Source organism: Mycoplana rhizolycopersici (genome assembly GCF_013378445.1).
GTDB classification, from domain to species: Bacteria; Pseudomonadota; Alphaproteobacteria; order Rhizobiales; family Rhizobiaceae; genus Mycoplana; species Mycoplana rhizolycopersici.
Genome location: NZ_JABXYK010000001.1, coordinates 197,356 through 210,512, shown reverse-complemented (window position 1 = coordinate 210,512; position 13,157 = coordinate 197,356). Strand labels below are relative to the sequence as shown.

General features: G+C 63.7%; 15 protein-coding genes. 9 read left to right on the top strand and 6 right to left on the bottom strand.

The window, feature by feature from the left end:
* Positions 1-140 precede the first annotated feature (140 nt).
* From HV823_RS01005 to ppa, 8 genes are all read left to right on the top strand, one after another.
* Entirely contained in the window at positions 141-647 is a 507-nt protein-coding gene (locus HV823_RS01005; protein ID WP_176947884.1) for a GNAT family N-acetyltransferase, read from the top strand.
* A 278-nt stretch (positions 648-925) separates the two neighbouring features.
* Positions 926-1,306 carry a c-type cytochrome gene (locus tag HV823_RS01000; RefSeq protein ID WP_176947883.1) on the top strand — a complete coding sequence of 127 codons (381 nt, stop codon included), beginning with the start codon at positions 926-928 and terminating at the stop codon, positions 1,304-1,306.
* A 143-nt stretch (positions 1,307-1,449) separates the two neighbouring features.
* Positions 1,450-2,301, top strand: coding sequence for a cytochrome c oxidase subunit II (locus HV823_RS00995; protein ID WP_176947882.1), 852 nt, complete (start codon positions 1,450-1,452; stop codon positions 2,299-2,301).
* 39 nt (positions 2,302-2,340) lie between these two features.
* On the top strand, positions 2,341-4,116 hold the full coding sequence (ctaD, locus tag HV823_RS00990) for a cytochrome c oxidase subunit I (RefSeq protein WP_176947881.1): 1,776 nt from the start codon (positions 2,341-2,343) through the stop codon (positions 4,114-4,116).
* On the top strand, positions 4,113-4,832 hold the full coding sequence (locus HV823_RS00985; protein ID WP_176947880.1) for a cytochrome c oxidase subunit 3: 720 nt from the start codon (positions 4,113-4,115) through the stop codon (positions 4,830-4,832). Before ctaD ends, HV823_RS00985 begins: the two co-directional genes overlap by 4 nt.
* 12 nt (positions 4,833-4,844) lie before the next feature.
* Positions 4,845-5,591, top strand: a complete 747-nt coding sequence (locus HV823_RS00980) for a heme-copper oxidase subunit III family protein (protein ID WP_176947879.1) — start codon at positions 4,845-4,847, stop codon at positions 5,589-5,591.
* 9 nt (positions 5,592-5,600) lie between these two features.
* Entirely contained in the window at positions 5,601-5,978 is a 378-nt protein-coding gene (locus HV823_RS00975) for a cytochrome C oxidase subunit IV family protein (protein WP_176947878.1), read from the top strand.
* Positions 5,979-6,095: 117 nt separating this feature from the next.
* Positions 6,096-6,629, top strand: coding sequence for an inorganic diphosphatase (gene ppa / locus HV823_RS00970; protein WP_176947877.1), 534 nt, complete (start codon positions 6,096-6,098; stop codon positions 6,627-6,629).
* 26 nt (positions 6,630-6,655) lie between these two features.
* Here the strand turns inward: ppa and HV823_RS00965 are convergent, their stop codons facing one another.
* Together HV823_RS00965 and HV823_RS00960 are read right to left on the bottom strand one after the other, a co-directional pair.
* Positions 6,656-6,952, bottom strand: coding sequence for a DUF167 domain-containing protein (locus HV823_RS00965; protein ID WP_176947876.1), 297 nt, complete (start codon positions 6,950-6,952; stop codon positions 6,656-6,658).
* 7 nt (positions 6,953-6,959) lie between these two features.
* Positions 6,960-7,256, bottom strand: coding sequence for a YggT family protein (locus HV823_RS00960; RefSeq protein WP_097141185.1), 297 nt, complete (start codon positions 7,254-7,256; stop codon positions 6,960-6,962).
* A gap of 140 nt (positions 7,257-7,396) precedes the next feature.
* Here HV823_RS00960 and HV823_RS00955 point away from each other — a divergent pair, with 140 nt between their 5' ends.
* Positions 7,397-8,644, top strand: coding sequence for an MFS transporter (locus HV823_RS00955; RefSeq protein WP_176947875.1), 1,248 nt, complete (start codon positions 7,397-7,399; stop codon positions 8,642-8,644).
* Positions 8,645-8,675: 31 nt separating this feature from the next.
* Here HV823_RS00955 and HV823_RS00950 read toward each other — a convergent pair whose 3' ends face one another.
* The 4 genes from HV823_RS00950 to HV823_RS00935 all read right to left on the bottom strand — a co-directional run bounded on the left by HV823_RS00950 (position 8,676) and on the right by HV823_RS00935 (position 13,062).
* Complete coding sequence (locus HV823_RS00950) at positions 8,676-9,392, bottom strand: glutamine amidotransferase (protein ID WP_176947874.1); 717 nt, start codon at positions 9,390-9,392, stop codon at positions 8,676-8,678.
* A 156-nt stretch (positions 9,393-9,548) separates the two neighbouring features.
* Entirely contained in the window at positions 9,549-10,025 is a 477-nt protein-coding gene (locus tag HV823_RS00945; RefSeq protein ID WP_176947873.1) for a tellurite resistance TerB family protein, read from the bottom strand.
* A gap of 125 nt (positions 10,026-10,150) precedes the next feature.
* On the bottom strand, positions 10,151-11,773 hold the full coding sequence (locus HV823_RS00940; protein ID WP_176947872.1) for a heme biosynthesis protein HemY: 1,623 nt from the start codon (positions 11,771-11,773) through the stop codon (positions 10,151-10,153).
* A gap of 14 nt (positions 11,774-11,787) precedes the next feature.
* Positions 11,788-13,062, bottom strand: coding sequence for a COG4223 family protein (locus tag HV823_RS00935; protein ID WP_176947871.1), 1,275 nt, complete (start codon positions 13,060-13,062; stop codon positions 11,788-11,790).
* Between the last annotated feature and the right edge of the window lie 95 nt (positions 13,063-13,157).

The window sequence follows — 13,157 nt, the reverse complement described above, 5'->3', positions numbered from 1 at the left end:
CAGCCCTGTTACGCCTTGTCGGCAATCTTAAAAAAGCGTTAACTTTCCGGGACGCCGCAAGCTAACTTGCCTGTGGGCAAGAGGGTCCCTGGATTCGCCCGGGATTCCGGCGGAGTCGGTGCGGGTTTAGAGTCATTTCGATGAAAACACTATCGATCGATGTGCGGCGCGCCGAGCCGCAGGATGCAGGGGCCATCTCCGAGGCTCACCGCGCGTCCTGGCTCCAGGCCTATGGCGGGATCATCCCGCACAAGCAGCTGACGCAGATGGTGCAGCGGCGCGATGAGACCTGGTGGCGCAAGGCCACGCGCGGTCCGGCGACGCTTCTGGTTCTGGACGTCGCCGGCGTCGTCGCCGGCTATGCGACGCTCGGCCTGAACCGCGCCCGCGCCCTGCCGCAGGACGGCGAAATCTACGAGATCTATCTGCGTCCCGAATATCAGGGCATCGGGCTCGGCCGCCTGCTGTTCGGCGAAAGCCGCAGACTGCTGAAGTCGCTCGGCTGCGAGGGCTTCGTCGTTTGGTGCCTCGAAGACAGCGAGCTTGCCAGCAGCTTCTTCCGCTCCGCCGGCGGCGTTGATATCGCCGAGGGCATGGAGAACTTTGCCGAAAAGGAACTGAAGAAGATCGGCTTCATCTTCCGCTGAGTGTGCTGGTGCATTTCCGTTGGGCCGGGATTGCGGATAACTCGCTATCTCTTTCGCAATTCCGTGTGTGAAGCAATTCGTGCTTGCTGAAGCTGCTCTACCGGCATCCTCCGAATGCGGTAGATTGACTTCCTCGCTCGCGGCGTTACCTGATTAACAGTCGCATGCGTTGCCATCTTCAGTGACGGCGGTGTCTGCGGCGGGGAGCTGCCGGTGACGGTGGGTTCGTGCATCGGCGTGCAGGCTCTCTGGCAATCTCCAGGGAGGAGAAGCTTGCTATGCGTCGTGTGGTTTTGTCTTTTGCCATCTGTCTTTGCGTAAGCCTGCCTGTTGAGGCCCAGGAGGGCGATGCGGCTGCGGGCGCCGTCGTCTTCAAGAAGTGCGCGATATGCCACGCCGCAGACACCGACACCAACAAGGTGGGGCCATCGCTTCACGGGGTGATCGGACGTACGGCCGGGACACATCCGGATTTCAAGTACTCGACCGCCATGGTGGATGCGGGCGCTGGCGGCCTCGTCTGGGACGAGGCGACATTGCGGGATTACCTCCACAATCCTAAGGCCAAGCTGAAGGGCACGAAGATGGTGTTTGCGGGGCTGAAGGACGATACCGACATATCCAACTTGCTCGCCTACCTTAAGCAGTATTCGCCGTGAAAAGGGCTGGTCGGGCGACTGGCCTGCGCGCAGCGAACGCCATCCTGTAATTGCTTGTCTTTTTCGTTCATGAGATAATTCACATGTAACACGGTTGAGATTGCAGCTTCGTGTCCGCGGCCGACAGGGCGGGAGGGACGGATATGGCAGTCGTACTGGTACTCGTTGTGATTGCGGTCGGCTCGGTGCTGTTTCACCTCCTGAGCCCGTGGTGGTGGACTCCGATCGCATCCAACTGGAGCTATATCGACCACACGCTCGTCATCACCTTCTGGATCACCGGCGTCGTGTTCGTCGCCGTCGTGCTCTTCCTTGCCTATTGCGTCTGGCGCTTCCGCCACGATCCCGGCCGCCGTGCCGCCTACGAGCCGGAAAACCGCAGGCTGGAGGGTGGGCTTGCCGCCGGAACGGCGCTCGGCGTCGTCGCCATGCTCGCGCCGGGGCTGTTCGTCTGGCACCAGTTCATCACCGTTCCCCCCGACGCGGCACAGGTCGAGGTCGTCGGCCAGCAGTGGCTGTGGAGCTTCCGGCTTCCGGGCGCGGACGGCAAGCTCGGGCGGGCGGAGACGCGTGACGTCTCGCCGGACAATGCGCTGGGGATAGACAAGGCTGATGCCAGCGGGCTGGACGACATCGTCATCGAGGGAGGAGAGCTGCATCTGCCGGTCGGCAAGCCGGTCAAGGTGCTGCTGCGCTCCATCGACGTTCTCCATAATTTCTACGTGCCGGAATTTCGGGCCAAGATGGACATGATTCCCGGCATGGTCACCTATTTCTGGCTGACGCCGACGCGTACCGGGACGTTCGATATTCTTTGTGCGGAGCTCTGCGGCGTCGGTCATTCGCTGATGCGCGGCACGGTGGTCGTCGACAGCGAAGCGGACTACCAGACCTGGCTGGCTGAACAGCCGACATTCACACAATTGCAGGCGCAGGCCGAGCCGGTAGGGACGCCGGTGCCGGCGGAGATAGCGCAAGCTCCGGGAGAGCGATGAGCACTGGGCACGCTGGGCAATGCCCGGCAGGAGGAGAACATGGTCGATGCCAGCCACGACGGAAACGACGTCATAACGCCGGCCGCAGTCGAGGACGTGGAACTTTATCATCCGCATAGCTGGTGGACGCGCTACGTGTTCAGCCAGGATGCGAAGGTCATCGCCATCCAGTATGCCTGCACGGCGATCGCGATCGGGCTGGTGGCGCTGGTGCTCTCCTGGCTGATGCGCATCCAGCTCGCCTTTCCCGGCGCTCTGCCGTTCATCGATGCCGACCGCTATTACCAGTTCATCACTATGCATGGGATGATCATGGTGATCTACCTGCTGACGGCGCTCTTTCTCGGCGGTTTCGGCAACTACCTGATCCCGCTGATGGTCGGCGCGCGCGACATGGTGTTTCCCTATGCGAACATGCTGAGCTACTGGCTCTATCTGCTGGCGGTTCTCGTTCTTGTCGCGAGCTTCTTCACGCCCGGAGGGCCGACGGGCGCCGGCTGGACGCTCTATCCGCCGCAGGCGATCCTGTCCAATACGCCAGGCGGGGAGTGGGGCATCATCCTCATGCTCGTCTCGCTGATCATCTTCGTCATCGGCTTCACGATGGGCGGGCTGAACTACGTGGTCACGGTGCTGCAGGGGCGCACACGCGGCATGACGCTGATGCGCCTGCCACTGACCGTCTGGGGCATCTTCACCGCCACGGTGATGGCGCTGCTGGCCTTTCCGGCGCTGTTCGTTGCCTGCGTGATGATGCTGTTCGACCGGATGGCCGGCACCAGCTTCTTCATGCCGGCCATCGTGGAGATGGGCGAACAGCTCAAGCATGGCGGCGGCAGCCCCATCATGTTCCAGCATCTGTTCTGGTTCTTCGGCCATCCGGAGGTCTACATCGTCGCGCTGCCGGCCTTCGGCATCGTTTCCGACCTGATCTCCACGCATGCGCGCAAAAACATCTTCGGCTACCGGATGATGGTGTGGGCGATCGTCATCATCGGCGCGCTCTCCTTCGTCGTCTGGGCGCACCACATGTATGTCAGCGGCATGAACCCGTATTTCGGCTACTTCTTCGCCACCACGACGCTGATCATCGCGGTGCCGACGGCGATCAAGGTCTATAACTGGGCGCTGACGCTCTGGCGCGGAAACATCCATCTCACCTTGCCGATGCTGTTTTCGCTCGCCTTCATCGTCACCTTCGTCAATGGCGGGCTGACGGGGCTGTTCCTCGGCAACGTCGTCGTCGACGTGCCGCTGTCCGACACCATGTTCGTCGTCGCGCATTTTCACATGGTGATGGGCGTGGCGCCGATCCTCGTCATCTTCGGGGCGATCTATCACTGGTATCCGAAGGTCACCGGGCGGATGCTGAACGAGGCCATGGGGCAACTGCATTTCTGGATCACCTTCCTCGGCGCCTATCTGATCTTCTTCCCGATGCACTATGTCGGGCTCGTCGGCGTGCCGCGCCGCTACTACGAGATCGGCGAGACGAGTTTCGTGCCCGCGTCGGTACACGACCTGAACGTGTTCATCACGGTCGTGGCGCTCATCGTCGGGGCGGCGCAGATGCTGTTTCTGTTCAACCTCGTCTGGAGCCTCAGGCACGGGCGCGAGGCCGGCGGAAATCCCTGGCGGGCAACGACGCTGGAATGGCAGACGCCGCAAACGCCGCCCGTGCACGGCAACTGGGGCAAGGAACTGCCGATCGTCTATCGCTGGGCCTACGATTATAGCGTGCCGGGCGCCGCGGAGGATTTCATCCCGCAGAACCAGCCTGGAACGCTCGGCGTCACGCGGGAGGCCGTCGCATGAGCGCCATGATCCTCTTTCTCGTCGTCATCGCCGCGATCATCGCATGGTGGCTGGCAGGGCAGGGGCTGATGGCCAAGCCCTGGCTTGAGGTCGGGAGCATCGGGGCCGCAAGCGCCGGAGATCATCACGCGGGCAGCCCGCGCCTGCCGGCGCAGAAGATCGGCCTTGGCGTGTTTCTCGCCGTGGTCGGCGCGCTTTTCACGCTCTTCGTCAGTGCCTATCTGATGCGCGTCAGCACGCAGGACTGGTGGACCACACCGGTGCCGCGGCTGCTTTACGTCAATACCGGCATCCTTTTCGCAAGCAGTCTCTGCCTTCAACGGGCCGCAACGCAGGCCGCGCGCGGCCGGCTGGAGGGTTTGCGCACCGCGCTTCTCGCCGGCCTTGCGACCGCGCTCGCCTTCGTCACCGGGCAGGTCTTCGCCTGGCGGCAACTGGTGGCGGCCGGCTACACGCTGAGCGACGACGCGGCCGCCAGCTTCTTCTATGTGATCAGCGGTCTGCATGGTTTGCATATTCTGGGCGGAATGGTCGCGCTTGCCCGCGCAGTCCGGTTCGCGGGCAGGGAGCAAGCCGTCTCCCCCCGTCTTCGGCTCGGCGTGGAACTCTGCGCCGTCTACTGGCACTTCATGCTTGCCGTATGGCTGGTGCTTCTGGCGCTGTTTGCCGGCTGGGCCGGCAGCGTCGTCGAATTCTGCCGGCAACTGATCACGTGAGGAGAGCGGGTGATGGTAGAGAGCGTGCAAACCCCTGTCCCACAGGCGCACTCACAGGCGCACTCACAGGCACATCGCCAGCCTGGCGGCATGCGCGGCTTCGTCTCCGATTGGGCCTCCGACCAGCAGGCGTTCAAGAACGTCTCCTGGGGCAAGGCGATGATGTGGATCTTCCTGCTCAGCGACACTTTCATCTTCGGCTGCTTCCTGATCGCCTACATGACCGCGCGCATGTCGACCACGGTACCGTGGCCCAACCCCAGCGAGGTCTTCGGGCTAACGATCGCCGGTCACGAGATCCCCTTGCTCCTGATCGCCATCATGACGTTCGTGCTGATCACCTCCAGCGGCACCATGGCGATGGCAGTCAATTTCGGCTACCGCCGCGAGCGGCGAAGAACGGCGCTGCTGATGATCCTGACGGCGATCCTCGGCGCTGCTTTCGTCGGCATGCAGGCGTTCGAATGGACCAAGCTGATCCATGAGGGCGTGCGGCCGTGGGAAAACCCGTGGGGGGCGGCCCAGTTCGGCTCGTCCTTCTTCATGATCACGGGCTTTCACGGCACGCACGTCACGATCGGCGTGATCTTCCTGTTCATCGTCGCTCGCAAGGTCTGGCGCGGCGACTTCGATACGGGGAGGCGGGGTTTTTTCACGAGCCGAAAGGGTCGCTACGAAATCGTCGAGATCATGGGCCTCTACTGGCACTTCGTCGATCTCGTCTGGGTGTTCATCTTCGCGTTCTTCTATCTGTGGTGAGGCAGTGCAATGGCGCAGGCAACCGTCGATAACTCCGCACACGTCCAGGCTCCGGCCGCTCTGTCCGCCGAGCATCAGCAGCATCCGATCAAGCTCTACCTTGTCGTATGGGGGCTGCTGTTCGTCCTCAGCGTCTGCTCATACTTCGTCGATTACTTCCAGTTCCAGGGTTATCTGCGCTGGTCGCTGATCATCGTCTTCATGCTTTTGAAGGCGGGGCTCATCGTTGCGGTGTTCATGCACATGGCCTGGGAGCGGCTGGCCTTGATCTACGCAATCCTGCTGCCGCCGATAGCCGTGCTCGTCTTCGTGGCGCTGATGGCGCCTGAGGCGCACTACACCATGCTGACGCGGCTTGCATTCTTCGGCGCCGCACCCGGTAATTGAGGCGGCAACGGGCCCGAACCCGCCCACGTCGGTTCCATCGCTACCAATGGCTTGTTGCGTTGCAGCGGGTTTCGCTTTACGAAGCCGCGGAATTCCACTGCACATAACGGAGCCCTCATGCGTATCGATGCAATCTCCATTGGCAAGAACCCACCGAAGGACGTCAACGTCATCGTCGAGGTTCCTGTCGGCGGTCATCCGATCAAGTACGAAATGGACAAGGATGCCGGCACGCTTGTCGTGGATCGCTTCCTCTACACCCCGATGACCTATCCGGGGAACTACGGCTTCATTCCGCACACGCTGTCCGAGGACGGCGATCCGGCGGACGTGCTGATCGCCTCGACCCGTCCGCTGGTGCCGGGCTGCGTCATCAACGTGCGCCCGATCGGCGTGCTGCTGATGGAAGACAATTCCGGCAAGGACGAGAAGATCATCGCCGTCCCGTCGTCGCACCTGACGCTGCGCTATGAGAAGGTCAAGGAATACACCGATCTGCCGGAAATCACGCTGAAGCAGATCGAGCACTTCTTCGAGCACTACAAGGACCTCGAGCCCGGCAAGTGGGTGAAGATCTACGGCTGGAAGGATGCGGAGACCGCAGGCAAGCTTATCGAGGAAGCGATCGAGCGCGCCAAGGCCGCGAAGTAAGCCGGCACACGGCTTCTGCCTTCATTTCAGAGGCCAAGCCTCTGGACAATGTCCTCCGGATCGCCCTCGATCCGGAGGATTTTCTTTCTCTGCGTGTCGCCGCTGAGGATCGAGACGTTCGACTTCGCCACACCGGCCGATTTCGCGACGAGCGCGATCAGAGCCTTGTTCGCAAGACCTTTTTCCGGCGCCGCGCGGACACGCGCCTTCAAATGACGCTCTCCCGCGGCATCGGTTTCAACGCCGTCAATAGCATCGCGGCTGCCGTTCGGCGTCAGGCGAACGGTCAGGCTGATGTGGTGCTCGTGCCGCCGATAAGGCAACTGCGGTTCAGAGGCCGAGCAGCGCCGGTGCCAGAACGCTGCGGATGATCTGCTCCAGGAAGAACAGGATGATCAGCACCACGATCGGCGAAAGGTCGACGCCGCCGAAGTCCGGCAGGAAGCGTCGGATCGGGCGATAGAGCGGCTCGGTCAGGTTGTAGAGCGCGCGGCCGATCGAGGCGATGACCTGGTTGTTGGTGTTGATCACGTTGAAGGCATAGAGCCAGGAAAAGATGGCCGATGCGATGATGATGAACCACGCGATGCTGATGATGAACAGCAGGGTGTTGATGATCGCAATCATATTGGTCTCGTTGTCTCCGGTTGGTTGCGTCCACATGTAGCCATTGGCCGCCTCGCCAGCAAGTAGGCCCTGTTCCTGCTCCCGCAAACATGTTTAATGCGCGGCGCCGCGTTCGTCCGCCGAGATGAGAGTCAATCCGCATGTCCCAGCCCCCCGAAGGCCACCGGTTCGCCGCCTTCCGGCACGCTTCCTACGCCCGGTTCTTCGTTTCCCGCTTCTTCAATTCGTTCTCGACCCAGATCGTCAGCGTGGCGGTCGGCTGGCAGATGTACGACCTCACCGGCGATCCCTTCATGCTCGGCCTGATCGGGCTGGTGCAGTTCGCGCCTGCGCTGCTGCTGATCCTCGTCACAGGGTCTGTGGCCGATCGCTACAACCGCCGCATGATCATGGCGGTCTGCCTGGTGGTCTGCACGCTTTGCGCCGCGGCACTTCTGGGGCTGACGGCGTTCAGCCTGTTCGCACCGCTGGCCGTCTTCGCGGTCCTGGCCGTATTCGGCGTCGCGCGGGCGTTCCTGGGGCCCGCCATGCAATCTCTGGCGCCTAACCTTGTGCCTGCGAAGGATCTCTCCAACGCGATCGCCTGGAATTCGACGGCGCAGCAGACGGCAACGATCGTCGGGCCCGTGACCGGCGGCCTGCTTTATGGGCTCGGGCCGAACGTACCCTACGTGGTCAGTATCGTTCTGTTCCTTGTGGCATCGGCGGCCGTCATCTCCATTCCGAAACCGCCGCAGCGCATGGCTGGCGCTGCGAAGAGCTGGGAAAGCCTCGTTGCCGGGTTTCGATACATCCGAGCGGAGAAGGTGGTGCTGGGCGCGATCTCGCTTGATCTCTTCGCCGTACTGCTCGGCGGCGCCATCGCGCTCATGCCCGTCTTCGCCCGCGATATCCTTGCGCTCGGTCCGTGGGGTCTTGGGCTGCTGCGCTCGGCGCCGGGTGTTGGTTCCGTGGCCATGGCGGTGTGGCTCGCCGCCCACCCGCTCCGCCACCGGGCAGGCAGGCTGATGCTCATCGGGGTCGGCCTTTTCGGCTTCGCCACGGTCGTCTTCGGTTTGTCGCAATGGGCGTGGCTGTCGATCGCGGCACTGGTTCTGATGGGGGCGTCCGACATGATATCGGTCTACGTACGCAACACGCTCGTGATGCTCTGGACGCCGGACGAGCTCCGAGGGCGGGTGACGGCGGTCAACATGGTCTTCATCGGCGCATCGAACGAACTGGGCGAGTTCAGAGCCGGCACGATGGCATCGGCGATCGGCGCGGTGCCCGCCGTGGTGGTCGGCGGCATCGGCACCATGGCGGTGTCCATTCTTTGGGCCTTCTGGTTCCCCAAGCTGCGCAAGATCGATTCCCTGGCCGTTCCGGACAAGCATCTCTCCGGATGAGAGGGGCGTTGGATGATCTGGGTGCGCGCACTCAGTTTTCGTGAAAGACGCGGTCCAGGAAGCCCATCATCCACTGCCTGAGGGCGGCATCGTATACCAGCCGGCCATCGAGATGGGCGCGGCCGACCTGTGCGCCCGGCAACTCGAAGCGGTGCGCGCCATGAACCACCCAGCGATGCATCATCGCGAGCGTCAGTTCGCCATGAAACTGTATGCCCCAGGCATTGGCGCCATACTTGTAGGCCTGGTTCTCGTAGTGCTCGCCGGTGGCCAGAAGCGTGGCGCCGGAGGGGATCGTGAAGCCCTCGCGATGAAACTGGTAGACCATGGACGGCCAGGCCATCATCTCGCGGCCGTGCTCGGTCGGGCATAGCGGATACCAGCCGATCTCCGTCATGCCGTCGACATGTGGCCCGACCTCGCCGCCGAGATGTCGGACCAGCATCTGCGCACCCAGGCAAATACCGAGAAATGGCCGGTTCTCGGAGAGGGGCACGGACAGCCAGTCAATCTCGCGTTTGACGTAGTCGAATTCGTCGTTGGCGCTCATCGGCCCGCCGAAGACAACGGCGCCGGCATGGCCATCGAGTGTGTCTGGCAGCGGATCTTCGAGCACCGGCCTGCGGATATCCAGCGCGTAGCCCATCTGCTGGAGGATCTGGCCGACCCGACCGGGACTGGAGGTCTCCTGATGGAGGACAACGAGGATCGGGCGTTTTTCTCCCGGGTGGCGTGTTTTCTGCAGCATATGGTCCAGGTCCTGACGCACCCTCGCTCTGCTGACGATTTGCGCGAGATGCGTTCTCGGGTTGCAAAATGTCAGAGGCCAGTGCCCCTGTCCACCCGATTGCCGAAGATGCACCTGCACCTGCCAGCATCCGACACCTTGGCCGGTCCCGCCAGGCTACTCGTCTCGATCCGGGGTGCCGTCCGCGCGCCGGCCCGCCACCTCCTGGCGCTTCATGATCCGCTCGCGGCCGGAAACACCCAGAAGTTCGGCAATCCGCCAGATGGCGTCGTCTTCGAGTTCGCTACGTTCTCCGTCCGCATAGACGATCTCCCACAGCAGCCCGACGAGATCCACCCGCTGGTCCTCCGACAATTGCCGCTTCAGCTCGGACGTGAACTGGAAGAAGTCGATCGCTTCGTTGGCGGCAGCCGTTCCTGCTTCCACCAGGTCGTCCAGTTCACCCTTGTCGAGGCCGTAGAGCGTGCGGAACCGCTCGCGGAGTGCCGCGCGCTCTGCGTCGAGTACCCGGCCGTCTGATTCCATGACCTGAATGCAAAGCGCCATCACGGCCAGCCGCGGATCGCCGGGGGCAAAGGTCTTCTTATCGCCGCCCGAAAGGCCGGAGAGGAAACGCTGCAATCGTTCGAACATATTGCCCCTTACGTCATGCACTAAGGCTGCACCCATCAAAAGCGGCCGCAAACCGAGAGGTCTGCGACGCGCTCTTTCCAAGCATATACGGCAAATGCTTCCAAGTGATTGTCGGAAGCATCTGCCTAGAAAAGGCGAAAGCTGCTGCTGCCGTTGCTCGACGCCCGGTGGCTTTCATTCTTGACCCCGGGATCGTCCGGCAGCCCGCCGAAGAACGGCTTCGGCTCGTCCTGCGGCGACACCGGCGACGCTGGCGATTTCGCCGGGGTGGCCGGCGCTTCCGGCTCGCTTCCTGCTGTCCGCCGGACTTCGATCGGATCCGGCACGAGGGTTGCCGGCTTTTCCGGCTCGGCCGGCCGGTCCTTCGGGCGGCTGTCGGGTATGGCGACCGGCGGCAGCGTGCGGATTGCCTCCTCGGCGGGGTTGGCGGCTCCTTCTTCTACAGGCCCCTGCCACTCGCTGACTGGCGTCTTCCACTCGAAGGCATCCAGCTTACCCGTCACCGGTGACACTGGCAGCCATTCCGGCGAGGTGATGCCGTCCGCCGTCCATGCCGGATCGCGCGGCGCCTTCAGTGCCTGGTTCATCCAGTGTCGGATGCGGCCCTGATCGCCCGTCTCTGCATCCTCGATGTCGGCAAGGAGCAGATAGGCGCGCTCGCTCGGCGCCAGCCGCGCAGCCGCCTCGGCCTTTGCCCGTGCGACGGCAAACTCGCGTGCGTCCAGTGCGGCCTGCGCCACGGCAAACAGCGTCTCCGCGTTGTTCGGGTGCAGTGCCTCCAGCTTCTGGGCACGCTTGAAGCGGTCGAGCGCTGAATCGCCGGCGCGGGAATGGATGAACAGGCGCGCCACGTCCGGATGCGGCGTTGCCTTCCAGAGGCGTTCGAGAATGTGGGAGGCCTTGCGCAGGTTGCCTTCGCGCAGATAGGCCTTGGCGGCGATCAGGCCCGCGGGAATGAACGTCTCGTCTATCTTCAGGGCAGCCTGCGCATCGTCCCTTGCCCCCTTGGGATCGGTTTCGCTTTCCAGCTTTGCGCCGGCGCGGGCCGTCAGGATCACCATCTTGCGCCGATCGAGCTGCTTGCGTTCTTCCGGCGAGGCCGCCTTGTGCTGGTCCAGCAGTTTCAGGGCGTGGTCCCACTCGCCGGTCTGCGAGCGATGCTCGAGAACCGCATCGGCGGCCCAGGGAAGCTGCGGCGCATTTTCGGCGGCGCGTTCGGCATATTGCCGCGCGGCCTCGGTAGCGCCCAGGCGGCGTGCTTCGAGATAAAGTCCGCGCAATCCAAGCTCGCGCGTTTCCGGATCGTCGGACATCAGCTCGAACTTGCGGCGGGCGTCGTCGTGATGCCCCTCGATGAGGGCGGCCTGCGCTTCAAGCAGATGGACGAGCGGCTCCTGATCGGCGTTGATGAGGCCCTTGGTCCGGGCCAGCATCTTGCGGGCAGACGCCGCGTCGCCTGCGCCCGCCGCGATTAGCCCGGTCGACAGCGCCTGATAGCCGCGGTCGCGCTTGCGGGCGCGGAAATGGCGCTGCAGCGCATAGGGCGAGGTCAGTACCACACGCAGCACCCACCAGCAAAGCAGAATGGCTGCGATCACGGAGACGGCAATGGTCGCCGCAACCATCAGGCTCATCGCAATGCGCTGGCCTTGCCATATGATCGACAGCTCGCCGGGCCGGTCGGCCAGCCAGGCAAAGCCTGCGCCGAGCGCCAGGACGATCAAAACGAAGAACAGCAATCTTGTCATTTTCGCTTCGCCCCTCAGCCCTGATTGCCGTTCTGCGCCATGGCGCCGGAAACGATGGCGCCGACGCTTTCCTCGACTGCGATGCGCTGGTCGAGCGCCGTCTTGAAGTCTGCGCCGGCATTGCGGGCGACCTCGGGCAGCGTCTGCCATTCGATCTGAGCGCCTTTCAGGTCGCCGTTCTGCAACTTGTTCTCGATCCGCGCGACGATGGCCTCGGGCGTGTCGCCCTCGACGCTGCCGACGGGACGCACGGTGATAGCGGACGATGCGCTGGCCATCAGCCGCGCGACGATGCCCTGATCGCCGGTCGGCTGATGCACCGCTTCGATCATCCGGTCGGCGATCGGCTGGAAGTCGCGAACGAGATCGGAGCGGGACTGCACGCCGGTAGCGGCCTGGGCCCGGAGTGCTGCGGCCGCCGGATCGTCGGGCGAGACGCTGACATAGGCTTCGAGCTCGGCCAGATAGGGGCCCCCGCGATCGATTGCCGTCTTCAAGGCGGTCGCGGCCACGGCACGTGCCATCGCCACGTCGCTGCGCGGCTCGTCCAGCTTCTGCTCCGCCGCGTCAATCCGCTGGCCCAGCTGCGCCGAGCGATCGGCAGCGGCGCGCTCGGCTGTAGCCGCCTGCTCCCGCAGCGCGGCCATGTCCGAGCTCAACTTGGCGACGATCGCCTCCAGCGTCGCGATCGACTGCTGGGCCTCTTCGCCGAGCGCTGCGCCGGCGGGATTGTCCGTCGCCGTCCTTTCAAGCGCCGACAGCCGCGTCTCGATGGGCTGAAGGTCGGCGGCCGCCGAACTTGCGGAGGACTGCAGAGCTGCAAGGCGCGACTTCAGCGTTTCGACTTCGGCCGTGACCGCGGTCATGTCGCCGCCGTTCCGTCCCTCCGGGCCAAATGCCGGGAGGTAGCCGCCATACTGCAGGGCGCCGGCACCTGCGAGCGCCACCAGGCCACCGACGATGGCCGCTGCGAAGGCGCCGGCCTTTCCAGCCCGGTGCTCGGGCTTGGGTTGCTCGTCGAAACGAGGCTGCGAGAAGGTTTCCGTCGAGCGGCCGCCAGCGGAGGAATGCGGGGCGGGGGAGGGATCTTCGATCGGCGTCGCCGCCGCGGTCGAAACGGGCTCATCCGCCGCGGTGGCGGACGTGGTATCCTCGGTCGGCTGCACGTCGGAAGGCGCATCCGACTGGATAGTTTCCTTTGCGTCCTCCGTGGACGGAGACGCTTCGAGGTCTATGGTCACGGGCGGCTCGCCTGCCTTCTTTCGGCGTGTCGGCTTTTCCGGTTCCATGACGGCCTCCTTGTTTTGCAATGCGATACGTAAAACTAGTAAGGGAAGGTGGCGAGGGAAAGCCCTTCCTTCGATTTATGCGGCCGTCGATCGGC

Bases quoted from the DNA above. Each gene is read 5' to 3' on its own strand.
- HV823_RS01005 (WP_176947884.1), top strand. From the start codon at position 141: ATGAAAACACTATCGATCGATGTGCGGCGCGCCGAGCCGCAGGATGCA.
- HV823_RS01000 (WP_176947883.1), top strand. From the start codon at position 926: ATGCGTCGTGTGGTTTTGTCTTTTGCCATCTGTCTTTGCGTAAGCCTG.
- HV823_RS00995 (WP_176947882.1), top strand. From the start codon at position 1,450: ATGGCAGTCGTACTGGTACTCGTTGTGATTGCGGTCGGCTCGGTGCTG.
- ctaD (WP_176947881.1), top strand. From the start codon at position 2,341: ATGGTCGATGCCAGCCACGACGGAAACGACGTCATAACGCCGGCCGCA.
- HV823_RS00985 (WP_176947880.1), top strand. From the start codon at position 4,113: ATGAGCGCCATGATCCTCTTTCTCGTCGTCATCGCCGCGATCATCGCA.
- HV823_RS00980 (WP_176947879.1), top strand. From the start codon at position 4,845: ATGGTAGAGAGCGTGCAAACCCCTGTCCCACAGGCGCACTCACAGGCG.
- HV823_RS00975 (WP_176947878.1), top strand. From the start codon at position 5,601: ATGGCGCAGGCAACCGTCGATAACTCCGCACACGTCCAGGCTCCGGCC.
- ppa (WP_176947877.1), top strand. From the start codon at position 6,096: ATGCGTATCGATGCAATCTCCATTGGCAAGAACCCACCGAAGGACGTC.
- HV823_RS00960 (WP_097141185.1), bottom strand. From the start codon at position 7,256: ATGATTGCGATCATCAACACCCTGCTGTTCATCATCAGCATCGCGTGG.
- HV823_RS00955 (WP_176947875.1), top strand. From the start codon at position 7,397: ATGTCCCAGCCCCCCGAAGGCCACCGGTTCGCCGCCTTCCGGCACGCT.
- HV823_RS00950 (WP_176947874.1), bottom strand. From the start codon at position 9,392: ATGCTGCAGAAAACACGCCACCCGGGAGAAAAACGCCCGATCCTCGTT.
- HV823_RS00945 (WP_176947873.1), bottom strand. From the start codon at position 10,025: ATGTTCGAACGATTGCAGCGTTTCCTCTCCGGCCTTTCGGGCGGCGAT.
- HV823_RS00940 (WP_176947872.1), bottom strand. From the start codon at position 11,773: ATGACAAGATTGCTGTTCTTCGTTTTGATCGTCCTGGCGCTCGGCGCA.
- HV823_RS00935 (WP_176947871.1), bottom strand. From the start codon at position 13,062: ATGGAACCGGAAAAGCCGACACGCCGAAAGAAGGCAGGCGAGCCGCCC.